The following is a 25078-nucleotide window of genomic DNA, read 5'->3' as shown; positions in this document are numbered from 1 at the left end:
ATAATTTTATTAAATAAATATAATTCGTATTCAAATTTAATTGAATATAACTTTTATAAGGTGATTTAATTTTGCAATTAAATAAGTTTATGATAGTCAGTATTATTCTGTTGGCTGTCATTTCATTCGGGGCTGCTAATGCAGCGGAAAACGTAACTGCAGATGAAATTGCAGTTGATGGGGGAGACATAGAATTGGAAGCCCCTGTAAATGAAGAAATAACCGCTGATGGTGATAATTTAACGGATGTTGCTGTCAGTGATGATGAAAAATTAGGCGTAAGTGAAGATGATGAATTGTCTGTTGGGACTGTAACACCCACATATACAATTGAAGTCACACCAAATACAATGTCTGGGTCTACTTATGTAGCGCAATACGGTCAAAGGATTGTAGTAAACGGTACATTTGAAAATGCTACTGGTACTGTAGATGTCAGATTTGGATATTCAGGTAATTACCAGTATTTCACAGTTCCTTTAGTGGATGGGAAATTTTCACAGGACTTAACCAAATATACTGTAAGGAACAATTACCAAATCCAAGTAACCTATAGTGGTGACGATTATTACAAAGGGGCAACATGGTCCAAAAACATTCATATTCAAGCAAATGATATTGTGGCAAATGGTGCAGACTATGGTCAAATAGCTTTTGTTAATGTAAACCTATATGATGCGACAGGTAATGTAACATTTACTGTTAACGGCAAAACATATAAAATAGAATTGGTTAACGGAACCGCTATTCAGGAATTCACTGATTATGTTTTAGGAACTAATTCTGTCTCATTTGCATATGAAGGTGACGATGAATTTAATGCTCTTTCAAGATCCCTTTCATTCAAAACTACTGCAAATGTCGATGCTCCAACAATCTACAATTACCAACCTGCAATAATCACTGCTTATTTAGGTGATGCTACCGGTAACGTAAACTTTACTTTTGGAGATGCTACTCAAAGTGTTGAAATTGTAAATGGTGTCGCTACTTTTGAAGCTGCAGGTTATGCAATTGGTGAAAACACAGTATCCATTGCATATTCCGGGGATGACACATTCAACCCATTCACAACAACTCAAAAGTTCACTGTTTTAGACAAAGAGGATCCAAGTATCTACTCTTCAGTTTACAGAACAGCTAATAAAAACATGGTAATCATTTGCATTCCTTATGCTACTGGAAACGTAAATGTAACAATCAACGGTAAAAAAGAAGTTTTAGAGTTAGTTGACGGTATTGCTTACTACAACATTTCAGCAACTGATGAAATTAATGAAGTTAATGTTTCTTATGCAGGAAATACCAGATTAAATCCTGGAGAGTCATCCAAATTTATCATTATGGATTATGTTGTAACTGGCGATACTTATATGTACTACTTCAATCAGGCTGATGGAGGTAACTTGTTTGATTTCATTGAAGCGGGTTCCACTTTAGATTTCCAAGGCGCAATCATCAATCCTGATACAACAAACGAAATGAACATTGTAATCAATAAACCTATGAATGTCATTTCATCCACTAATGATGCTTACATTGATTTGAACACTACTGCAGGTAGTTTGCTTGGTGAACACCCTGGAAGCAGCTTTGTCGTAAACCGCGGTGGTTCAGGATCTAACATTAGTGGCATATACTTACACAACACTGAACTTTGGATTTCAAACACCAGTCATGTCGTATTCGATAACATAAGTGTTGTTGTTGAAGACCAAAGGGTAGGTTCCGGTGTCGGTGCAACATCAGTAAGGGATAACTCAAGTTACGTAACACTTAAAAACAGTTATTTCTATACCAGAAACAACGGTGGATCAACCACTTTCACATTCTCCTGGGCCCACCATTGTATTTTTGATAACAACACAGTAAAAGCTGAAGGAAATGTCGGAAACTTGCTTTACTTGAACGTTTATAATATTGTAGGAGCTCCTACCGGAGTACCATTAAACACATACAACACCTTCTCCAACAACAAGGTATATGGTAAAGAAGGTTCTGCAATATCTGTAGGTATCATGGTAGAGGGCATAGGCAACATAATTGAAAATAACACCATGTTCAAATGTTCAATCAGTACTTCATTTGGTGGTGTAGGTCCTGCAAACAACAGTTATATTGGAAACGTTCTTATGGAAGGTTCCAGTTTGACCGCACAAGCAAATTCAATTATATACAATAACATTGTACCGGGTACTATGAGCACTGGCGCAAATTCAATTGCATACAACAACACTGTCGGTAAAGTAATGACAGTAGGTGCTGGAAGTGAAGCATTTGAAAATACCGTTGGAGGATTTACCTTAAGCGGTGCAGGTGCATACGTACACGATAACACAGTAAACGGTGCAACAACTATTTCTCAAGCAAACACTGTAATAGCAAACAACACTTTCTTAGGTGACAATTCCATCAAATTCAGCAATGCTAACGCTAAGAATGTTACCTTTGCTGACAATGATGTAGTGGGTTACATTGAATTTGGTAATGCCAATGCAAAAGGAAACATAATCACAGGCAATAACATTGCAACTTCTAAAGATTATGCAATCGATTTAAAAACCTATGCTGGTACTGAAACTGTTATTACTGACAACATTTTAAACAGTAACAATGGATTTGGTAATGATGCTATTAACCATGTTGATGATGAAACTTTAGTAATTGACAACTTCCAAAACGAAACAGCTAGCATCATTGTTGAAGTCAGTGATATCAAAGTAGGTGAAACTGCTGTATTCAACATAACATGTAATGTAACTTCAATTTCTGAAGTGTCTGTTCTTGTCAATAACAAGCAATACACAGTAAAACTTGTTGACGGTAAAGGATCTCTTGAAGTGGAAGACTTATTGGCCAATACCTACACCGTAAGAGTATCCTCTCTTGATGAAACATACGGTGCACAGAACAGCACTACATTTACCGTAAGCAAAAACGACTGTCCTGAAATCGTTGTCGAAGCACCTGAAAAAACCCAATGGATTGATTCTGACATTACCGTAACCATTGCTGATGCTACCGGCACTGTCACATTATCCATTAACGGCACTGATGTATCCGCAGACCTTGTTGACGGTGTTGCTGTTTTAGCTGTTCCTGATTTGGCAGCTGGCGAATACAACTTCACTATTGCTTATGTGGGCGATTACAAATACTTAGGTAACCAAACCAATGGAACATTAAAAGTTAACAAAAACAAAGAAGTTAAAATCATAGCTTCTGACGTTTCATTTGATAAATTGGCTACCGGTTTCTCTGCTCAATTCACCAACTACATAGGTGAAGCTATTTCAGGTGCTAATGTGACTTTCATTATTGACGGTCAAACATACAACGCAACCACTGACGAAAATGGTATTGCAAATATTGATTTAGCATTAACCAGAGGAATTTACCCAGTATCCATCGAGTTTAAAGCTATTGAAGATGAATATGATGCAAACACTTCTGAAGCAACTATTACTGTTATTGATGGAACCGTAATCGATATTGTTTCTATTTCAGGTGATTGTGTAATTACTGGATCTTTAAAAGATATTCTTGGAGCTCCTATTGCTAATGCTGTTGTTTCATATGTGATTGACGCTGTTGAAACAAACACTACAACCGACGCTAACGGTATTTTCCAAGTTCAAGCCAAAAACAACTGCAACGTTTCAATGTTCTTTAAAGGAGATGCAATTTCCACTCCAGCTAACAAAACCATAACTTTAAACAATATTGCACCTGTTGCAAAAGATGTTGTTATTGAGGTTAAAAATGCTAACTATGTTGCTGTAGATACCGGTGCAAAAGAAAAAGGTAAAATGTACTACTTTACCTTAAAAGACACTGACGGAAACAACTTAACCAATAAAACTGTTAAAGTTAGCTTCAACGGTAAAGTCTACACTGTAACTACAAACGAAGCAGGCCAAGCAGGAATCAGAATTTCCGCAGCTGCTGCAAAAACCTACAACTTGAATGTATTCTTCATGGGTGACGATGACTACAAAGGAGCAACTGCTCTTGCAAAAATCAACGTGGCTAAGAAAAAGACCACTATTATGCCTAAAAAGACCACATTTGTATTTAAAGCAGCCGCAAAATCCAAACTGGTTACTGCAACCTTAAGAACCACAAACAAATACTTAAAAGCCGGTAAAAAAGTAACAATTACCATCAACGGTAAAACTTACACCGCAAAAACACTCAACAAAGGTGTAATCAAGCTTAACATCAAAGGCTTAAACAAAAAAGGAAAATACAGTGCAAAAATCAGATTTGCAGGCGATTCCACATACAAACCGGTTTACAGTAAATTCATTAAAATCGTAATTCAATAGAAGGATTAATTATTTCCTTCTAACTTCTTTTTTTTTAAATCATTTTGTTTTTTATTAATTGATTTATTTTTAAAGAAAACTTTATAAATTACATTTTATATAATTTAAAATATATTTAATAGTATCAATTGTGAGGTTTTAAGAATATGAAATGTAGTAAATTCAGTATTTTATTAATTTTGTTTGTTTGTTTTACCGTTTCAGCTAGCCATGCAGTTGATATTGACAATGCTACTGTTGAAATAGCTGATTCTGATGTTATTTCTTCAGTTGGTAATTTGAATGATAAATTGATGGAAGAACCGGACACTCCTGATTCAAATGAGCAACCGGATGTTCCTGATTTAATTGAAGATGAAAATAACATTGTAACGCCAGATAATATTAAAGCTTATTTTAAATATGGAGTTTTAAACAGCAAATACAAAGGTCAAACATTGACATTTAAAGGAAACTTCACAGATTTAGGTCAATTGACAGTCAAATCCAATGATGTTGTAATTCAGGGAAAAGATGCAATTTTTAAAAACACTGTTTTCAGTGTTGAAGGAAATGGTGTTTTATTAAAAAATTTGACTTTTGATTTGAATAAAGCAGTTAAGGATAATGATGGTGCTGCAATTCGTGTTAACGGTTATGATGTTACTTTAAGTGATTTGAATATTAATTATATTGTTCCAAGCGATGTTGAAGCTTATGCAATTTATTCTAATGGATATACTGGATATTCATCAGATAGTCTTAAGATTATAAATTCAAACATCAATTTTGAAGGTCATAATGATAATGTTTTCAAATACAATTGCGCTATCAAATTGACTTATGCAAATCAGGCAGTAATAGAAAACAACACCATTGTATCTTCTCTTCCTCTTAAAAAGGTCAGATATGGTACGGAGGGTGCAACACTTGACTCCGATTATGTGTACGCTGTTGGTATTGAGGAATGTCATGACTTTATTTTCAGGAACAATACTGTAATAACCGATGTTAACAAAAGAACAGCTGTTGAATATCCTACCTTAAATTCCATCATGATAAGTTCATGCGACAATGGTTTATTTGCCGATAATTCAATTTATGTGACAGATTTTGTGACTTATCCTGGAGTTGAAAACTATATTTACGGAGTGGATCTTCATAGGCCTAATGACCTTCTTATCATAAACAATAAGATTTCTATTGTAACAACAGGAGGGAAATTAGCTTTAGGTACTGCTTATCCAATACAGTTATCAGGTCCTGCAAGGGGAATTAACATAACTCTAAATGACTTATATTCATTTTCAAATGGTCCAAATATAGGAATCTATTCAGTTAATTACTATGGAGATACTGATGTTTCTATTACCCACAACAAGATTAATGTTACAGGACTTGCCGGAACTCATGAGTGGGCATTGGTTACCGGAATCGAGTCTCAGGATTCAAACTCAGAAATTAAAGATAATATAATCGAAGTTCACAGCATAGATACTGTAGCAATAGGCGACAATCTTTATGCAATAAGCTATCGTCAAAGCACTGCAGGAACCCACACATTTGATATTCAAGGCAATACTGCATTTACCGACGGATATTATGCAGTCTATTTATTAAGCTCAGATGATTCAACAATAATAAACAATACGTTAATATCCTTTAATGAAAATGCTCAAACAGGTTCCAATTCTTATAATGAAGGTCCAAGGGAGCATAACGGAGATGAACATTCAAATAATAACGTTATAAATGCAAGGGATTATTTCGGCCATAACAATCCAATCATCATTATAAGGCCTGTCAACAGCAATCTTGATATTGACGGAAGAATAATCAGTTGGCATAACCCTGGCAATAGTCCTATAAATGTAAATCCATTGATTCCTAGTTATATCAATCCTAGCCAGCAAAATCATAATACTGATGATAATCAGGGGTCAAGTAGTGAAGAATATCATGATGACGGTGCTGCTCAAGGACTAATAGACGGTTCATCCAATTCAAATGATAACCAAAACAGCTATAATGGCAATGCAATTGGAATTAATGTGGTGGAATTAGATGTTGATAGCAAAAATTCCGATAACCTCAGGTTCAGTGTAGACAGTAAAAACATCAATTTTGTCGATATAAATGGTGTTTCTTCCAATGGCGTGGTAAATACCAGTGAATCAACACCAGCTATTGGTAGCAGCGCTTCTCCATTAAGTAAATCTCAATCTTCAGGCGAATCCACTGGTGCATCAGAAAGTGTAAGTAAATCCTATGAGATTAAAAAGATAATTGAAAAAGAGGAGTTTGTTCCATCAGTATTCTTTGTAATTGTTGTGTTGATCTTATTGATTATTGGTTTCAAGCATAAGGATAGAAATTTTGATAAAATTGATTAGTTTTGGGGATAAAATTGAAGTTTGATAGAGTATTCTTTTTATTTTTATTTATCGTATTCATGTTATCAGTAGGCATAGCCTGTGCAGCCGATTTAAACGGCACACAGGATTATGTGCTCGGCGACATTTCATCAGGCCAACCTATTTCTGATGAAGTGATTTCAAGTCCTGATAATCACAATTCATATTATGTGGATAATGTTCAGGGGGATGATGGAAATGATGGAAAATCATGGGGTACTTCTGTTAAAACATTTAATAAGGCATTGGATATCGTGGGTGAAAACGATACAATTTATTTATCCAACGGGGTTTATTCAGGTTTGGAAAACACCAAAATCACAATCGATAAGTCTGTAAATATTGTAGGTTCTGATAATACTGCTTTTGATGCGGCATACAATAACTATCTTTTTTTGATACCGGACAATGTGGAAGTGACCTTTAAGAACATCAAATTCCTCAATGGATATAAAACAGATTTGGACAGCGATTTGATTGATAATTATGAGCTTGAAGGAGTCTATGGTGGAGCATTGGACATTAAGGATGCAAAAGTCACAATCGACAATTGCTATTTCAAATATAATATGGCTAACTATCAGTATGGCTCTACAGAATCAGCATATGGGGGTGCAATCAGTAATTTCGGTGAGTTGACCATTTCAAACACTGTCTTTGACGGTAATGCCATAGGTGCAGGATATGATGTCTATGGATATGGGGGTACAATCTACAACAAGGGAAGAATGATTATCAACAGCTCCTATTTCAATGATTCAAGAGGAAACACATACAGTTACGGCGGAGCAATCTATAATGACGGAATCATGACAGTCAACAATACGGTCATTACAAATTCATATTGCTGGGAAGAATCAAAAGGTTCAGCAATCTTTAACAATGGAAATTTAACCTTATTGAATTCAATAATAGAAAATAACACAATCGAAAGGACAGATTTTAATTTTATCTATGGAAACATTTTCAATTCAGGTAGATTGGTGGCTATTGGAAATATCTTTAGAAACAACACTGCCTATTACAAGCAGCCAAATTCCCAATACATGGGCACTCCAACAATTTACAACGTTGGCGATTTGGAATTGTCCTATAACGCTTTCATTGACAATGTCGGATTCAAAGGCGTTTTTAATGACATCTACACTACCGGAGGAAATGTAATAAACATCGACAATAACTGGTGGGATACAAACAGCAATCCTTCTGAAGTGGATAAAATCAGTCAGGATATTGCAAACTCATGGATAGTCTTGGATTTAAGCCCAGAATATTCATCCATCAGAATCAACGAATCAATCAATATCAGAGCATCATGGATGCTAAGCAATGGCAATCCATTTGATGTTTCCAAATTCCCTGTGTTCAATATTACCCTAATTGGCGGTCATGAAATAGTTTCAAGATTGGATAAGGGGTATGTCGATTTCAATTTCAACAATACATTAAATATTGGTTCTTATATCGTTGAAGCTATCGTAAATTCATTTTCAACTAAAGCTACTGTGGATGTTGGAAAAACAAATACATTTATTACTATTTCATTAAATGCCACCGAAATTCATTCTTACGAATCCATCCGTGCAGATATTTACCTATATGATGAAAATTCAGAAAACTTAACAGACACTGTCACTGTTTATATGAACAATAGGTATTATACAGTCGATATTTCACAAGGCCATGGATTTATCGAATTTTCAGATTTAATTCCTAATAATTATTCATTAAAAGCAATTTATGATGGAAATCAGCTGTTTTCAAAATCATCTAACGAAACAGCATTTAGTGTAGAAAGGATTCCCGTCACATTAACCATTTCACCGATTGAAGACATCAGTTCCGGCGACAATGTAAATTTAACAATAAACCTTACTGGATATAAAGGCCAAGTGATGGCTGATTTATATGTCAATGGCGTTTATAAACAACCGATTTATCTGAACAGTGGAATCACAACATTCAATATGGATTATTTTGCTAAAGGACAGTATAATATTACTGTTGTTCTTCCTGAAAGCACATATTACACTTCAGCAAAGGACACTGTGCTTTTCAATGTGGAGATTGCATCAGTTGTGCTAAACGTTTCAGCTAAAGACATTTATGCCGGAGAACCAGCGGTGGTTGTTGTAGAAACTCCATATGAGAATTTCAACGGTGAAGCTATTATCTCAATTAATGGTGTTAACAGCACAGTAACCCTGAACGGCAAAGTTAATGAGATTTCAATTTCAAGCTTATCCAATGGCACATATGACGTTTTGGTGATTTTTGAAGGAAACGACAGATTCACCGAGGCAAATGCGTCAACATCATTCAATGTTTATAAAAAATTATCAAGCTTGAATGTGACTGTTGAAAAGAATAACCTGACCGGAACAATAACCGTCAGAACCAACTCAACAAAAGCAACAGGCATAATCGGGCTTTATGTTAATCAGAGATACTATACAAAAGGTCTTACAAAAGGCATGGCAATTTTCGATGTTGAATTTGACAAAGGTACTAACTATATTTATGTATTTTACAATGGAGACTTTACATATGAAGGGTCAACCTGGAATACAACAATAGGCAGTGCTGAGAACTATTTCCTCATAGGAAACAATATTACCAGTTTTGAGCACAACGAGTTTAATTATACCATAGGACTATATGAAGAAAATGGAATTGCCATGCCTTACCAAACCATTACAATATCATTTGAAGATGCAACTTACAACGTCACAACAAACAATCAGGGCATTGCAAACTTCGCTTTGAATTTGAATGAAGGCCAATACTTGATCAATGCCACATACAAAAATGTCACAATATCTAATACTATTTTAATAAAACCTATAGAGTTCAATGTGACTTCAAATAACATCAGTTACGGCGAAACAGAGCATATCACTGTAGAATTTGATGGAGACATTGCAGGAAAGATTTGTTTAGAGATTTCAAATAAAATGCTTGTTCAAGACATCATAAACGGAAAAGCCATATTTAACTTGACAGGTTTAAACGCGGGAAACTATCCGTTCAGTGTCTACTATTCAAATGAATTTTTCAATTCAACAAAAATTAACGATGCATTCAATGTTGAAAAGGCAGACCCTGAGATGGATGTTACAATTACGGATATTGAAGTTGACAAAAGCGGAAACATTACAGTTACCCTTTTAGAAAATGCAACCGGAAACGTTGAATTCATCGTCGATGGAACTTCCTATCAAAAGGAAGTGACTGATTCAGCAGCTGTTTTATACCTTTATGGATTGTCTCAGGGAAGCCATGATTTGGAAGTCATCTATTCCGGTGATGGTAATTACAACAATGCCAGCTATAAAACACAATTCATAGTCAAAAGCCTAAAAACAGATTTGCTGATTATAACTGGCGGTGATGCATATTACGGCGAGGAACTTGAAATAATCGCCAGAGTCAACCAAAATGCAACAGGTTACATCACTTTCAATATTGCAAACATCTCAAAAACTTGCGAAATCAATGACGGAGTCGCTATCTGGAAAACATCAGGAATTGATGTTGGTAATTATATGATAACTGCCAGATATGTTAGTGACGGTTTATACATTAATCAGAACAATGAAACTTCAATCAGTATCTTGAAGGCAAATTCCACAATAGAACTTTACACAATCAATGTCTATCTGGATGAGAATATCAGAATCTATGCAAGATTAAGTCCAAACGCAACAGGAACTGTGACTTACAGCATGCCAGGTTATTATTCTCCAAGAACAAAAGACATAATAGACTCCACAAGCAACTGGTACATTTCTCCGTTAACTTCAGGTAACTACACTGTACTGGCAAGTTATAATGGGGATAAAAACTATTATGCATCCAACACCACATTCATACTGAATGTAAACCAACGCAAATCCATTTTGAATGTCCAAATTGATGATGTAACCAAGGATGAAAGAGTGACTGCAATCGTTAGGCTGACAACAGACAACGGTGATGCAATCAGCGGAACAGTCACATTGAAAATCAATGGAAACTCTTATGATGTCATCGTTAGCAAAGGAAAAGGATCTTTGGTTTTAGGAAAATTAAATGTTGGCAGCTATGTTTATTTCGCTAATTATGAAGGAAATGATGATTATTCACAAAGCAGCGATGAAGGTGTATTCAGAGTATTTGAAACCTTGATTGCTACACAATTGAATGCTAATAATGTTACCAAATATGTGGGAGGAGATGATAAGCTAATAGTAATCCTATCCCAATTTAACGGAAGAGCCATTTCAAATGGAGTCATTCACATCACTCTCAACAATAAGAATTATACCATTACAACAGACGGTCAAGGAAAAGCCACTCTTGATTTGAACCTTAAGAAAGGCTCTTATAATGCAACTATTACTTTTGATGAAACAAACAGGTTTTTCGCATCATCTGCTAATGTAACCATTGATGTATTGCCTACAATCGAATCAATTGATGTCGTTAAATTGTATGGGTCCGGAACACAATACTTTGCGATTTTCAAGGATTGCAATGGAAAGGCATTAGGAAACACATCCGTAACCTTTAAGATAGGTTCAAAATCATATACATTCAATACAGCCCCTAACGGTATTGCAAGAATAGATATAAATCTGAATATCGGAACATATACAATCACAGCTACCAATCCTGTAACAGGTGAAGTGGCAAAGAATACCATAAGGGTGTTTGCCTATATCATGGGAAATAAGGATGTCGTAAAATATTTCGGAGCAAACAAAGACTATAAGGTCCGCATTTATGGCAATGATAGTAATCCTGTAGGTGCAGGAAAAGTTGTGAAATTCAGAATCAACGGCAAAACATACAGCGTAAGGACTGATAAGAACGGTTATGCAACCTGCAAATTGAATTTGAGTCCAAAAACATACACTATAACTGCAATCTACAACAAGACTAAAGTCACAAATAAGGTTGTCATAAAGCCATTATTGTTATATAAAAGCGTTTCATACAAGAATTCAGTATTCAAGTTTGCAGTAAAACTTGTCGATTCCAACGGAAAGATACAAAAAAATAAAGTTGTCAAATTCAAATTTAGAGCAAAAACCTATTCCGTAAAAACAGACAACAAGGGATTTGCCATACTTTCAGTGAAAACTTTGTTAAAACAGGGCAAATACAGCATTCAGACCACTTATGGACAGTCCAAACTGATGAATTACATCAATGTCAAATAGGATTTTAATAAAAATTGGTGATTTTTATTCGGTAATCCTATCTGTATGAAATCATTTTATATTTTTCATAATTTCTTTTTAATATTATGGACTTCAGCTATTGTTATCCGATTATGTGGTTTGATAAAATTATTTTATTTAATCATTCTTTTAATTATTTTATAGGAAAAGTTTTATTAATTTTTCAAACTAATTATTATGTATGATTTTCAGAATTTTGACCAAAGGTCACAAAAACGTATCATCACTTCACAAATCAACTTTTGAAATTACTAAGGATGTTGAAATCGGGCCAACTGCAGACTGCATCATCGGTGTTGATATGGACAATTCCATGCTGAACTTTCCAGAGGAGTTTAAGGAGAAAATAGCTAATTCTAATACTGTAATAAAGGTCGTCCTTGACACTGAAAACGGGCATGATGAAATCACCGGATTTGGCCATGAGGATTTGACATTGACACATCCTACTGATATCGTTTGCAGAACAAGTGACTATACCTGTCCAAGGACATTGATGATTAGGGCGGACAAGGCAGCGAGGAATCTTGATTCTAACCTAATTGAAGATTTAAAAAATGAAAAAATTATGGAAGTTACCATAAAATTAAGCCAAAAATAGTTAACTATATATAACTTGAAAAATAGATTTTTTTATAACTACTTTTGTTTTTATGCGGGGGTGGTCGAGCGGTCAAAGGCGCTAGGTTGAGGGCCTAGTGGGTCAGTCCCTTCGCGGGTTCAAGTCCCGTCTCCCGCACTATCCAATTACTTTTTTTCAAAAATTTTATTAAATATCATGTCAAATATATTTTATGTTTATTAAACTTGGAGATGATTTGTTGTTAAAGAGATATCTATTGTTTTTATTTATATTACTTACAATTACTTTATCGGTTTCCAGCATAAGCGCTGGCGATGCGGATAACGCAACTCTTGAAACAGGCATTGATGATGTCGCGATAGCTGTTAAGGATATAACAAACGATGTTAATCTAAGCAGTGATGATGAAGGTGTAAACACGGATTCCATTGGAAGTTTTGACAATTTGTCTTATGAAATCAATAATACACCCGAAGGGGCTATATTGGTTTTGGATAAGGATTATGAATTTGTCAACGGATCATACTATGGAATTCTTATTTCAAAATCCATTACTATCGACGGGGATGGCCACACTTTAAATGGGAACAAAATCTCAAGAATATTCAATATCACTGCAGACAACGTAACAATCAAAAACGTGAATTTCATAAATGGGAATGCATATGGAAGATATTTCTCCAATAATGTCGGAGGAGGAGCAATCCACTGGAGTGGAAACAACGGGTATCTGTTAAACTGTTCTTTTGAAAACAATACAGGAAGCGGAATCGAAGATGACCCATTTGATGAGGTTGAAACCTACGTGGACGACCAAGGCAGAATTTGGAGTAGAGTAAGAGTAAGACCAATGGGTGCCAAGACTAATGAAGGTGGAGCTATTCTCTGGTTGGGCAGCAACGGTACTGTAAATGGCTGTTCATTCAAAAGCAACGGTGTAGGCTATCCGAATTCTGGTGGAGCTATCTCTTGGAGAGGTGATTTGGGAAAGGTCATTGCATCAGAATTCATCTCCAATGATGCATGGGCAGGCTCTGCAATAAGTTGGGTCGGTGAAAACGGTTCAATCATTTCATCAAACTTCTTGGATAATGGAATGAGCTCAGCAATCATGTGGTTTGCCAATACAGGAAACATATCCGACTCAATTTTGCTTGATTCATTTAGAAGCGCTCTTCACATTTACAACGGCAGCGTGACTGCAGAGAATAATTGGTGGGGAGACACAATAGATAATTATAATGGGACTTCAAAGCCAAATCAAATCAAAAGATGGCTTGTATTGAATGTCACTGCCGATAAAAGCATTGTATATGAAGGCGATGAAGTAACCGCAAACTTCAGTTTGAAATATCTTGTTGATTCATCAGGAATATCTACAGAATACGCATCGGACATGCTTGATTTCAATTTGTATTTAGCTAATGGTGACGTCATCAAGTTGGTGAATGGTACTGGCCAATATAAATTCAGGGCAGATTCAACAGGACTTATAAATGGAATTTCCATTAGCAACGGCAAGGCCAAAATCAATATCAAGTCATTATCTAAAATCAAAAGCAATGATTTGACAAAACTTTACAGATCTTCCAAGCAATTCAAGGTCCGCGTTTTCGCAGATGATGGAAATGTTGTTGTCGGCAAAATAGTCAATCTCACAATAAACAAAAAGACTTACCATGCAAGAACAGATAAAAATGGATATGCAACTTTAAATATCAACCTCAAGCCTGGAAAATATTCAATCACTACCCAATATGGCAAGGTTAAAGTTAAAAACAACATTGTTGTAAAATCAACTTTGATTACTAAAGACATTTCCAAAAAAATCAAGTCTTCAGCCAGATTCTATGTGAAGGTCTTAAAAAACACAGGCAAGGTTTATCCTAAAAAAACAGTCCAGATTAAGTTTTTAGGAAAGATTTATAATGTCAAGACCAATTCTAAAGGCATTGCCGCTTTTGCAATACCGAAAACTTTGAAAGTGGGTAAATATTCCATCAGAACCACTTGCGATGATTTGTCAAATACAAATAAGATTATAGTTAAAAAATAGCTATAATTTTCTTTTTTTATTTTAATTTTAATTTAAATAATATATCTATTTATAATAATTGAACTAAAGATTATATTAAATATTTAATAAGGGTGATAAATATGAAAGCTGTTATTCCGGCAGCAGGTTTTGGAACAAGATTTTTACCTGCTACTAAAGCGCAACCTAAGGAAATGTTGCCAGTTTATGATAAACCTACAATCCAATATGTTATTGAGGAAGCTGTCGCTTCCGGTATTGATGATATCCTAATCGTTACAGGTAGGAATAAAAGGTCAATCGAAGACCATTTCGACAAGTCATTCGAACTTGAACAGACTTTGCAAAGTGCAGGCAAGGATGACCGTTTAAGGCAAGTTCGTGCAATCACTGATTTGGCAGACATCTGCTATGTAAGGCAAAAAGAACAGAAAGGCCTTGGAGATGCAATATACTGCGCTAAAAAGCATGTTGGAGGCGAACCGTTTGCTGTGCTTTTAGGTGATTCCATCACCAAAGGTCCAGTTCCATGCACCAAACAGTTGATTGATGTTTATGAAAAGTATGGCGCTTCTGCAATTTCCCTTGAAGCAGTTCCAAAAGAAAAAGTTGAAAGGTATGGTATAATCAAAGGAACAGAAGTTGAAACTAATGTTTACAACATTGAAAAGCTTGTTGAAAAGCCATTGGCTCATCAGGCACCTTCCAATTTGGCTATCATGGGACGTTATGTATTGACACCGGACATATTTGACAAAATCGATGAGACAGAACCTGGTGTCGGTGGCGAAATCCAATTGACTGACGCATTGTCAAAATTGGACGCAATATATGGGGTTACATTCGAAGGAAAAACCTATGATATCGGGAACCGTTTCGAATGGCTTAAAACTTCAATAGAATTTGCAATGGATGATGATGAATCCAAACAGCCATTGATAGATTACATGAAGGAAATAATCAATGAAAACGAATAGGCTATTTACTAGCTTATTTTTTTTAACTTTTTTTTTAAGTGATACTATGCAATATCGGTTAATTAAAAAGACCGGTGATGAGATTTCTCCATTGGGATTTGGAGCTATGAGATTGCCGTTGAAAAATGGCAAAATCGATAGGCAAGAGGCCTCCAAACTGATTTATTATGCTATTGACAATGGTGTCAATTTGATTGATACTGCTTATCTTTATGGGGACAGCGAGAAATTCTTAGGCGAAGTTCTTCAGGGCGAATATAAGGACAAGGTAAGAATCTCCACCAAACTTCCAACAATAAATATAAGAAAGTATGAGGATATGGAGGAGATTTTGGATGAGCAGCTCAATAGGCTTCAAAGGGATTGCATAGATTATTATCTTATGCATGCTGTTGACTTGAAATCACTGAACAGACTATTCAAAAAGGATTTGCTTAAATTCATCGCCAAAGCCAAAAGCGAAGGCAAAATAAAGCATGTTGGCTTTTCATATCACGGCCCTAAGGAAGATTTTCCATTATTGGTAGATGCATTTGACTGGGATGTGGTGATGGTACAGTACAATTACTTCGATGAGAATGTCCAGGCCAGTATGGAAGGCATTGAATATGCCGCATCAAAAGGAATGGGCATTTTTGTGATGGAGCCGTTGAAGGGAGGTATTCTTGCAGGCAAAATGCCTAAAGATGCGGAAGAGATATTCAAAAAGGCAAATCCCAATAAGAACACTGCTGAATGGGCTTTGGAATGGGTCTTGAATAATAGAAATGTCACATGTGTCTTTTCTGGAATGAACAGCTTGGAACAATTAAATGAAAATCTGGCTGTAGCTGACAGGATAACCCCTTTATCCATGAGCTTTGAGGACATGGAAACAGTTGAGCTTGTCAAAAGGGTCATGAGAAACTCCCTGAAAATCAACTGCTCCACTTGCGGCTATTGCATGCCGTGCCCTCAGGGAGTCAATATTCCCGAGTGCCTGAAAATCTACAATGAAAAGTATCTGTTTAACCATAAGGGTTTCATTAACCAGTCTTTCATGAATTATTATCAATATGTTGGAGGGATTATGGGCAATTCAGGAAATGCAGGTAAATGCAACGCTTGCGGCAAGTGTTTAAGGAAATGTCCGCAGAAATTGAATATCATTGAAGAATTAAAAAAAGTTAAAAAGGAATTTGAAATTCCGGGTTCCAAATACGCCTTATTTTTTGTGGAGCATGTCGGATTTCCGATTTACAGGTATTTGGTTAAACTGATCAATCATTAATATAAATTATATATCTCAAAAACAAATATTAATTTAGGTGAAAAAATGAAGCTTGAAGAATTGTTAGCACCATGTCCAAAGTGTGGTTCAAAAGATAAAATAGCTCATAGAAAAATGCTTGATAACCACCATGCACATGCAGAAATGAGCACTGTAAAATGTGAGGATTGCGGTTACATATTTTTCGTAAATGAAAATATGGATCCTGATGAGAAAAAACAGCTATTGAATGAATTAAATAAGGTCTACGGTTAAAATGACATTTCATGTAATGATTATTCCTACCCTTAATTGTCCATCAAACTGCAAATACTGTTGGGGTTCTGAAAATAAAAAGGAAATGATGGGCACTGAAATCATTGACCAGATTATCAATTGGCTAGGCGATTTCAGGGATGACAAGGTTCACTTCACTTTCCACGGCGGAGAACCTCTTCTTGCAGGTTACGACTTTTATGAATATGCATTGGAAAAATTATCAGAATTGCCTAATTTGGAAGGTTTTTCCCTTCAAAGCAATATCTGGCTTTTGACAGAGGAACTCATTGATTTGTTCATCAAGTATAATGTTGTAGTAAGCACAAGCATTGACGGTCCGAAGGAAATCAATGATTATCAAAGGGGAGAAGGATACTTTGACAAAACAATGTCCAAATTCAGGTTGGCCAAGGAAAAAGGATTAATCATTAACTTCGTTTTAACAGTAACTGATTACTCCAAGGACTTCTCAGATGAATTGTATGAATTCTTCAAAAGCGAAAGGATGAACTTGAAGATTCACGCGGCTTTGCCTTCCTTAAGGGGGGACAATGCAGACCCTTGGGCGCTTGACCAGGAAGCACATGGAAATCTTTTGGTCGATTGGTTGGACAAGTACCTTTATGATTTGGATAAGTTTACAGTAATGGACCTTGACCATATCTGCAAAAGCGCACTAAGAAGAAGGGGGACCCTCTGTACCTTTGCCGACTGTATCGGCACAACCTTGGCTGTAGGATCTGAAGGCTCAATTTATCCATGCTACAGATTTGTCGGCATGCCTGAGTATGTTCTGGGAAATGTAGCTACAAATCCTAGCTTTGATGACTTGAAAGAATCTGATGCATGGGCAAAGCTAATGGAATTCAGGGATTATGTTGATGAGAACTGCAAAAAATGCAGATACATCAAGTATTGTGAGGGGGGATGTCCTTACAATGCGATTGTTGCATATCAAACTCCACAGGCTGTTGACCCTCAATGCACAGCATATAAGATTATATTCGGGGAAGTTTCAAAAAGGATGAATAAGGAATTTGCAAAATCCGCCTTTGGAATGGGGGCACCGGCTCCTAGAAAAGAGGGTGAAGCATTCAGCATAATGGATTTGGCAATGAAACCTTGATTTGGTGTTGATAATATGATTTGCGATGACTGTGAACATTTGGAATTTAGAAATAAGTATAAGATTATTTGTAAAATCACTGAACATCAATTGTTGGATGTTAAAGAATGCCAAAATTTTAAACCTAAAGAAGAGGAATAGGTTTAACATTTTTAAAAAAAGAGGGATTAATTCAATTCCCTTAATTATATTTTTTTTAAAATAAATCGACATGGGATTTTCCTGTTGTGATTTTGATTTATTAATGTTCTTACTATTTTTTTACAGCAATTTACTTCATGTAATACTGAGTATTTAAATGAAGTCAAAAAATGTAATACTTTTATATATTTCTTATGACATAATTACTATCAGTAATACTGAGTATTTAAAAGAACTCAAAAAAAGTAATACTTTTTGGCTGTTTGGTACTTACGAAATTTAATTTTTTTAATGTTGCCTCAAACTCAAGGCATAACCATTAAAAAATTTTTGAGTAATACTGGGTATTTAAATAAAATTGAAAAAAGTAATACTTTGAGGTAATATTTATGATCGATGAAATAATAGATTTCCTATTTGGATTGAAAATGACAATTGTCTCAGCAATATTTTTAGTCATTGCAATCATTTTCATGATTTTAGGAATTGATACACCAATTTACTTAAACCCTGCTTGGGGAGCAGTAATAATCAGCGGTATTCCTATGTTGCTCCTTGCTTTGACCAGGTTAATTCGTGAAAAATGGATTTCATCTGCACTGTTAATCGCAATCGCTATGGTAGCATCACTTCTGATTGGTGAAATATTCGCTGCAGGTGAAGTTGCATGGATTATGGCATTAGGTGCCCTTCTTGAAGACTGGACTGTTGAAAGGGCTAAAAAAGGTTTAAGAAATTTAATCAATTTAACACCGCAAACCGGAAGGAGAATTGTTGACGGAAAAGAAGAGATGATTTCCGTTGATGAAATTAAGATAGGTGACACTTTAAGAATTCTTCCAGGTGAAAGCGTACCTGTAGATGGTGAAATTATTAACGGTACTTCATCTCTTGACCAATCAATCATGACTGGAGAGTCCTTGCCTATTGATAAGGAAGTGGGTGATGAGGTATTCTGCGGAACAATGAATATGTATGGTGCAATTGACATTAAAGCCACAAGCTTAGGTGATAATTCATCACTTCAAAAACTGATTGATCTTGTAAAGGCTGCCGATGAAAAACAAGCGCCTACACAAAGAATCGCTGATAAGTGGGCTACATGGCTTGTTCCTGTTGCACTGATAATTGCAATTGCAGCATGGCTGATTACAGGTAACATTGAAAGGGGTGTTACAGTTTTGGTAGTATTCTGTCCTTGCGCATTAATTTTAGCAACACCGACTGCCATCATGGCAGCTATTGGTCAGGCCACAAAGTATGGTGTGTTAATTAAATCTGGTGAGGCCTTAGAGACTTTGGGCGCTTTAAATACTTTAGTATTCGATAAAACTGGTACATTAACTTATGGTAATTTAGAAGTTTCTGACGTTATTTCCTTGAAAGAGGATATGAATAATCTTGATTTGCTCAAGATTGTAGCCTCATGTGAAAAACTGAGTGAACATCCATTGGCAAAAGCCATTGTCAACAATGCTCGTGAAGCAGAAATTGACATTGAAGAACCGCAAGACTTTAAGATGTATCCTGGAAAAGGGGTTACATGTATAAATTCTTATGGTAAAGTATATGCAGGAAACTCCAAATTTCTATCAGAAAACAATATTGATGTTAATATTGATGATTACTTGGACAAATTGAAACATGAGGGGAAAGCTTCAATCATTGTAGCATTAAACGATGAAGTCATTGGACTGATTGGTTTATCTGACGTGATTCGTGAAGATTCTAAAAAGATGATTGACAGTCTGCATGATTTGGGCACCGAGACTATACTGCTTACAGGAGATAACACAGAAACTGCTAATTATTTTGCATCTAAAGTTGGAATTGGTAAAGTTTATGGCAATCTGCTTCCTGAAGAAAAGCTTTCATGGATTGAAAAACTCAAAAATGAAGGCAAAAAGGTATGTATGATTGGTGATGGTGTTAATGACGCTCCAGCACTTAAAACAGCTGATGTAAGCGTAGCAATGGGTTCCGTTGGAAGTGACGTAGCTATTGAAGCGGCTGACATTGCGCTTTTAGGTGATGATATCGGTAAGATTCCATATCTTAAAAAGCTTTCAAATTCCACTTTATTTACAATCAAAGCAAATATTGCGATTTCAATGACAATAAATGCAGTAGCTATAATCTGTTCTGTTTTAGGTTTGTTAAACCCTGTTACAGGAGCGATTGTTCACAATGCAGGATCATGCCTGGTTGTTTTAAATGCTGCATTGCTCTATGACAGAAAATTTGATGATTCTATTAAAAAGATAGACACTGAAAATGTAGAGCATTCCCATTATCATTTCCACAATGATAGCGAACACACACATTCTCATGAAGGTGTTGAAATTGTTGATGAAATCCAAACAGATAATGGAATTAAGCACATGCATGTTCACAAGCATGCATTGGATAGGCAAAGCTGTGAAGCTTATCACAGCTAACTTTTTTTTTCTTTTTTTTTAATGATTTTAATCTAAACCATTATATAATTTAAAAAATAATAGTTATTTTAGGTATTAATATGAATGAAAAAATAATTTTAGGACTTCCTAAGGGAAGTTTAAATAATGTGAAAAGAGGAAATACTCACCAGTTGTTTGTTGATGCAGGTTATGAAGTCAAAGGGTATGAGCCTGGTGATGAAGCTTACGAAATTGAAATTTTAAACGATGATGACATTATTGCTTTTCTCACTCGCCCACAATCTACTCCTGTAGAATTGAACAGGGGAATAATCGACATTGCCATTGTTGGTGAAGATTGGATTAAGGAAGAGTCTGTTTTAAGAGAAAATAACACAGTCAAGATTGGAGATTTGGATTACGGAAAAACAAGATTGATAGTTGCAGTTCCTAAAGATTCTCCATATGATAATCTTTCTGATTTGTTCAGGGCAAATAAGGACAGGAAAACTCCAATTTTATGTTTCACTGAGTATCCTAATTTAACCAGAAAATTCATCATGGAAAATGATGCATATCAGGAAATTTACGGTGATGCGGTACCGTTTGTACAGGTTAGAGGTTTGACTGACGGGGACAATGAAATGGTACAAGTCATCAACTCCGACGGTGCTACTGAAGTTTACATTGCAAAGGGTGCAGATCTAATCGTTGACAATACTCAAACAGGAAGCAGCTTAAGAAAAGCGGGCTTAAAAGAGATTGAAACAATTTTGCATTCCTCAGCAGGACTTTATGCGGGAGTAAGCTGCACAGGCGAAAAGCTCGATAAGGCGAAAATGATTTATGAGCAGCTATTGGGAGCGATCACAGCTAAAAAATATTTTGATGTTAAATTCAACATTGCAAATTCCAAAATTGAAGAGGTTTCCAATTATTTAATTGACAATAAGCTTTGTGCTGATGAACCTACCATCACTCAGGGTTCTGATTTTTCACAAATCAATGTTTTAATTCCTAAATCCAAATTCCCTGAAATGGTTGATGCAATTAAAGGATTTGATGCAACTTCCATCATTAGAAATGATTTGAAACAGTTAGTTGAATAATCATTTCAATTTCTCTTTTTTTTTAAATATCATGATAAATCATTAATATTTATAAAGTATACTGGACATAAATAATTATATTAGTTTATTAGATGGGGATTAAACATGTTAACATCTGTTCAGAAGGAAATTTTACAAACTTTAATTAATTTATACCAATCTTCCAACGGTAAATCTATTAAAGGGGAAGACATTGCTGAGGTTATGGGAAGAAATCCAGGTACAATACGTAACCAGATGCAATCTTTAAGAAGTTTAGGTTTAGTGAAAGGGGTACCGGGCCCTAGAGGAGGATATAAACCAACCATTGAGGCTTACCATTCATTAAACATATCAGTTTCAGATAAGGATTCTAAAGTTCCAATTTATAAGAACGGCAATAGGATTGAGGATATTTCAGTTGCAAGAATTGAATTTACCAGTGTGCCTCAACCTAGTGAATGTGAAGCTGCAATTAAAGTTTTGGGAAGCATTAAAGACTTGAATTTAGGAGACACAGTAAGCATAGGACCTACACCTGTAAACAATTTGGGAATTCTAGGTACAATTGTAGGCAGGGATGACATGGACAACATTCTCCTGGTTGATACAAAGACCATTAGAAGCATTCCAAAACAGACTGTCGGAGAGATTGCAAGTCGTGACGTTATTTCATTTAAAGAGGATTGCTCTGTCAAGGAGGCAGCAAAGCAATTGGCTTCAAATGTGATTGATGGTGCTCCTGTAATGAAAAATGGAAAAATAATCGGAGTATTTACTGTAACTGACTTGGTTCAGGCTATTGCAGACGGTAAAGAGGGATTGACTGTTGGAGAATTGATGTCTACAAACGTTGTCATTGTTAATGAGGATTTAAAGATAGCGAATGCTATTGAAGTAATGCTCAAAAAGTCAATTTCCAGATTAATCATTGCAGACAACGACCATAATCTGCTTGGAATTGTAACAAGGACTGATTTGCTGAATATTATAACTAATCTAGACCAGTTCCCAATCATTACAAACTAATTTTAATTTAAGTGATTTTTATGAAAGTAAACCAGATTGATGTATTTAGTGATATGAAGGTATCCGATTTAATCGAACAGTTTGATGACTCAGGCGTTTTGGGTGCGGGTAGAGTTGGAAGGGCCTGCAACCTTTTGGCGGATATGATTCAGGATGAGGACATGAGTGTGTTCATGAGTCTGGGAGGTCCTTTAATCCCAGGGGGGATGAGAAATATAGTGTCCAAAATGATAAAAGAGGGTCATGTCGATTTGATTGTAGCCAGTGGGGCCAATATCACTCATGATTTGGTTGAAGCCTTTGGAGGGGCTCATTATCGCCATGAAGGAAAAGATGATGAGGAACTGAATGAGGAAGGAATTGGCAGAATCGCAGATATCAATGTAGGATCTGACGATTTCACCATATTTGAAACTGAAATAATAAATATATTTGAGAAAATCTCAAAAGAGAAAAAGGTTGTTTCAATTCAGGAACTTCTTTTTGAAATAGGCTTATTGGTGGAAGATGAGAATTCATTCGTGGCAACCGCTGCAAGAAATGACGTGCCTATTTTCGCTCCGGGCCTTATTGATTCAATGATGGGATTGCAGTTGTGGATTTTTACCCAGGACCATGATTTTACAATAAGCGCCGTGGGGGACATGCCGTTATTGTCAGATATTGTATTCGAATCAGAAAAGGTAGGTGCAATTCTTTTAGGTGGGGGGCTTACAAAGCATTACACTTTAGCTTCCAACGTAATTAAAGGGGGGCTTGATGCAGCCATTCAAGTTACTATGGACAGACCTGAAGCGGGTAGTTTAGGCGGCGCACCGCTTGAAGAAGCAAAATCTTGGGCAAAAGCAAGATGTGGATCTAATCTGGTAAGTGTCGTTGGTGATGTAACTGTAATCATGCCGTTGATTTATGTAGGGGCATTGGATAAAATCAAAAGTGATTAAATGAAATTTATTCTTTTAGCAACATTATTCATATTGTCTGGATTTTTCATGAAATTTTCAGATGATTTGTTTGATGTCAAAAATGATGTGAAAACAGCCAGTGTCTTCGGTGTTTTGTGCGCTGTAGCATCAGCTTTAGCAACCATTTATGATGTTGGCGCAGCTTATATTTTTATAGCTATCTTAATAGGCAATCTGTTGGCTTTAAAAGTAGATGGAATTCATCATGTTGTTACATTGGTCATATTTGTATTAATCTGTTTAGTCTGTGGAATTCCACACTTGAGTTTTGTTGTTCTGCTGATTTGTATCATATCAGCACTTGCCGATGAGATAGGTCATGAATTGATATCCAAAATCACTGACAATCAATTTTTAAACCTGTTTTTTGAGTATAGGTTTGTAATGAAAATAGTTATATTGTTATTGGCCGTTTGTGGTGTTTTCAGTATTTGGATTTTTGTATGTTTCATTTCATTTGAAATAGCTTATGAAACTGCGGGAATTGTTTTTGAAAAGTTAAATTAAAAAAAAAGAAGTTAAAAAGGAATTGTAATTCCTTTTTTATTTGTCTGTTTATTCGGTTTCTACACCCATTTTACCCGCGATTCTAGCAATGAGTACGGTAACGATTACTGCAATTACAGTAACAATTATAGCGTAAGTTAATAAACTAGGAATAGCGTCTCCAGTACCTACGAAGGATTCAATTAATTTTTGAATCGCGCTGTTCCATGCTTCACCTGCTACAAATGCGAATGCAGTTGTAATTAATGCTAAAATAGTTTCCATAATCATTTTTGTTACTTCGTTTGCCATATTTTTTCACCCTATTTTTTATTGTTCTGTTCAAAATAATAAGAACAATAATATATTTATTTCTTTTAATTAAAATAGTTTAGGTTTATTTCAATGATTCAATCAAATTCTGACAAGCGATTTTAGGATTTTCTGATTCATAAATACTTCTTCCGACAATAATCGCATTGGAGTATTCAAGAGTTTTTTTGCCGTCTCCACCTTGCTTTCCAACGCCAGGGGATATGATATAAGCCTCTTTTCCGACAATATTTCTTATATCGGATAGCCTGTCAAGTCTGGTGGCTGGTGCAACATAGTTTGTTATTCCCATATCAACACCCATTTGGGCTATTTCATCTGCATTCTTTTGCAGGAACATTTTAGCTCCAGGATGTGACATTTCTGTAAGTAAAAACAATTCTTTTCCATGTTTGTTTGCCATGTCTAAACATGCCTGGACGCTGTCTGATCCGACAAATCC

17 protein-coding genes and 1 tRNA gene are annotated in these 25078 nt (G+C 35.6%); 16 read left to right on the top strand and 2 right to left on the bottom strand.

Annotated features, from left to right (window positions below; translation table 11 throughout):
- Nucleotides 1-71 precede the first annotated feature (71 nt).
- The 16 genes from Q0W25_RS00490 (at nucleotide 72) to Q0W25_RS00415 (ending at nucleotide 24324) form a co-directional block, all read left to right on the top strand.
- A complete protein-coding gene (locus Q0W25_RS00490; protein WP_298517527.1) occupies nucleotides 72-4328 on the top strand; it encodes an Ig-like domain-containing protein in 4257 nt (1418 codons plus the stop codon).
- A 146-nt stretch (nucleotides 4329-4474) separates the two neighbouring features.
- On the top strand, nucleotides 4475-6700 hold the full coding sequence (locus tag Q0W25_RS00485) for a hypothetical protein (protein ID WP_298517524.1): 2226 nt from the start codon (nucleotides 4475-4477) through the stop codon (nucleotides 6698-6700).
- A 14-nt stretch (nucleotides 6701-6714) separates the two neighbouring features.
- The gene (locus Q0W25_RS00480) at nucleotides 6715-11925 is read left to right on the top strand and encodes an Ig-like domain repeat protein (protein WP_298517521.1); all 5211 of its coding nucleotides are present in this window, start codon (nucleotides 6715-6717) and stop codon (nucleotides 11923-11925) included.
- A gap of 202 nt (nucleotides 11926-12127) precedes the next feature.
- A complete protein-coding gene (locus tag Q0W25_RS00475) occupies nucleotides 12128-12547 on the top strand; it encodes a DUF371 domain-containing protein (protein WP_298517518.1) in 420 nt (139 codons plus the stop codon).
- Between the two features lie 54 nt (nucleotides 12548-12601).
- Nucleotides 12602-12685: transfer RNA gene (locus tag Q0W25_RS00470), tRNA-Leu, on the top strand.
- A gap of 55 nt (nucleotides 12686-12740) precedes the next feature.
- Complete coding sequence (locus Q0W25_RS00465; RefSeq protein WP_298517515.1) at nucleotides 12741-14585, top strand: hypothetical protein; 1845 nt, start codon at nucleotides 12741-12743, stop codon at nucleotides 14583-14585.
- Between the two features lie 101 nt (nucleotides 14586-14686).
- A complete protein-coding gene (gene galU, locus Q0W25_RS00460) occupies nucleotides 14687-15541 on the top strand; it encodes a UTP--glucose-1-phosphate uridylyltransferase GalU (protein WP_298517512.1) in 855 nt (284 codons plus the stop codon).
- A 46-nt stretch (nucleotides 15542-15587) separates the two neighbouring features.
- The gene (locus Q0W25_RS00455; protein ID WP_298517509.1) at nucleotides 15588-16811 is read left to right on the top strand and encodes an aldo/keto reductase; all 1224 of its coding nucleotides are present in this window, start codon (nucleotides 15588-15590) and stop codon (nucleotides 16809-16811) included.
- A 45-nt stretch (nucleotides 16812-16856) separates the two neighbouring features.
- The gene (locus Q0W25_RS00450) at nucleotides 16857-17066 is read left to right on the top strand and encodes a TIGR04165 family Cys-rich peptide (protein ID WP_297825554.1); all 210 of its coding nucleotides are present in this window, start codon (nucleotides 16857-16859) and stop codon (nucleotides 17064-17066) included.
- Nucleotide 17067: 1 nt separating this feature from the next.
- Entirely contained in the window at nucleotides 17068-18195 is a 1128-nt protein-coding gene (locus tag Q0W25_RS00445; protein ID WP_298517506.1) for a TIGR04083 family peptide-modifying radical SAM enzyme, read from the top strand.
- 15 nt (nucleotides 18196-18210) lie between these two features.
- Nucleotides 18211-18336, top strand: coding sequence for a hypothetical protein (locus Q0W25_RS00440; protein WP_297825560.1), 126 nt, complete (start codon nucleotides 18211-18213; stop codon nucleotides 18334-18336).
- A 389-nt stretch (nucleotides 18337-18725) separates the two neighbouring features.
- Nucleotides 18726-20774 (top strand): cation-translocating P-type ATPase, encoded by a 2049-nt coding sequence (locus Q0W25_RS00435; protein WP_298517502.1) that lies wholly within the window; start codon nucleotides 18726-18728, stop codon nucleotides 20772-20774.
- Nucleotides 20775-20854: 80 nt separating this feature from the next.
- A complete protein-coding gene (locus Q0W25_RS00430; protein ID WP_297825565.1) occupies nucleotides 20855-21844 on the top strand; it encodes an ATP phosphoribosyltransferase in 990 nt (329 codons plus the stop codon).
- A gap of 105 nt (nucleotides 21845-21949) precedes the next feature.
- Nucleotides 21950-22852 (top strand): CBS domain-containing protein, encoded by a 903-nt coding sequence (locus Q0W25_RS00425; RefSeq protein ID WP_298517499.1) that lies wholly within the window; start codon nucleotides 21950-21952, stop codon nucleotides 22850-22852.
- Nucleotides 22853-22872: 20 nt separating this feature from the next.
- Entirely contained in the window at nucleotides 22873-23796 is a 924-nt protein-coding gene (locus Q0W25_RS00420) for a deoxyhypusine synthase (protein ID WP_298517496.1), read from the top strand.
- Nucleotides 23797-24324: a hypothetical protein gene (locus Q0W25_RS00415; RefSeq protein ID WP_298517493.1), complete on the top strand. Its 528-nt coding sequence runs from the start codon at nucleotides 23797-23799 to the stop codon at nucleotides 24322-24324. It abuts the gene before it with no gap.
- A gap of 48 nt (nucleotides 24325-24372) precedes the next feature.
- On the opposite strand, the gene Q0W25_RS00410 is transcribed toward Q0W25_RS00415, so the two are convergent.
- Entirely contained in the window at nucleotides 24373-24615 is a 243-nt protein-coding gene (locus Q0W25_RS00410; RefSeq protein ID WP_298517490.1) for a DUF5654 family protein, read from the bottom strand.
- A gap of 85 nt (nucleotides 24616-24700) precedes the next feature.
- Nucleotides 24701-25078 (bottom strand): orotidine 5'-phosphate decarboxylase / HUMPS family protein (locus tag Q0W25_RS00405; RefSeq protein ID WP_298517487.1); only part of this gene is annotated, 378 nt, incomplete at its 5' end.

The sequence above is a fragment of the uncultured Methanobrevibacter sp. genome (genome assembly GCF_947166415.1).
Taxonomy (GTDB): Archaea; Methanobacteriota; Methanobacteria; order Methanobacteriales; family Methanobacteriaceae; genus Methanocatella.
Note: the sequence above shows the minus strand (reverse complement) of the source record. Positions and strands in the feature narration are given on the sequence as shown.

Bases quoted from the DNA above. Each gene is read 5' to 3' on its own strand.
- Q0W25_RS00435 (WP_298517502.1), top strand. From the start codon at position 18,726: ATGATCGATGAAATAATAGATTTCCTATTTGGATTGAAAATGACAATT.
- Q0W25_RS00420 (WP_298517496.1), top strand. From the start codon at position 22,873: ATGAAAGTAAACCAGATTGATGTATTTAGTGATATGAAGGTATCCGAT.
- Q0W25_RS00455 (WP_298517509.1), top strand. From the start codon at position 15,588: ATGCAATATCGGTTAATTAAAAAGACCGGTGATGAGATTTCTCCATTG.
- Q0W25_RS00440 (WP_297825560.1), top strand. From the start codon at position 18,211: ATGATTTGCGATGACTGTGAACATTTGGAATTTAGAAATAAGTATAAG.
- Q0W25_RS00415 (WP_298517493.1), top strand. From the start codon at position 23,797: ATGAAATTTATTCTTTTAGCAACATTATTCATATTGTCTGGATTTTTC.
- Q0W25_RS00425 (WP_298517499.1), top strand. From the start codon at position 21,950: ATGTTAACATCTGTTCAGAAGGAAATTTTACAAACTTTAATTAATTTA.
- Q0W25_RS00475 (WP_298517518.1), top strand. From the start codon at position 12,128: ATGATTTTCAGAATTTTGACCAAAGGTCACAAAAACGTATCATCACTT.
- Q0W25_RS00465 (WP_298517515.1), top strand. From the start codon at position 12,741: ATGTTTATTAAACTTGGAGATGATTTGTTGTTAAAGAGATATCTATTG.
- Q0W25_RS00410 (WP_298517490.1), bottom strand. From the start codon at position 24,615: ATGGCAAACGAAGTAACAAAAATGATTATGGAAACTATTTTAGCATTA.
- Q0W25_RS00450 (WP_297825554.1), top strand. From the start codon at position 16,857: ATGAAGCTTGAAGAATTGTTAGCACCATGTCCAAAGTGTGGTTCAAAA.
- galU (WP_298517512.1), top strand. From the start codon at position 14,687: ATGAAAGCTGTTATTCCGGCAGCAGGTTTTGGAACAAGATTTTTACCT.
- Q0W25_RS00430 (WP_297825565.1), top strand. From the start codon at position 20,855: ATGAATGAAAAAATAATTTTAGGACTTCCTAAGGGAAGTTTAAATAAT.
- Q0W25_RS00445 (WP_298517506.1), top strand. From the start codon at position 17,068: ATGACATTTCATGTAATGATTATTCCTACCCTTAATTGTCCATCAAAC.
- Q0W25_RS00485 (WP_298517524.1), top strand. From the start codon at position 4,475: ATGAAATGTAGTAAATTCAGTATTTTATTAATTTTGTTTGTTTGTTTT.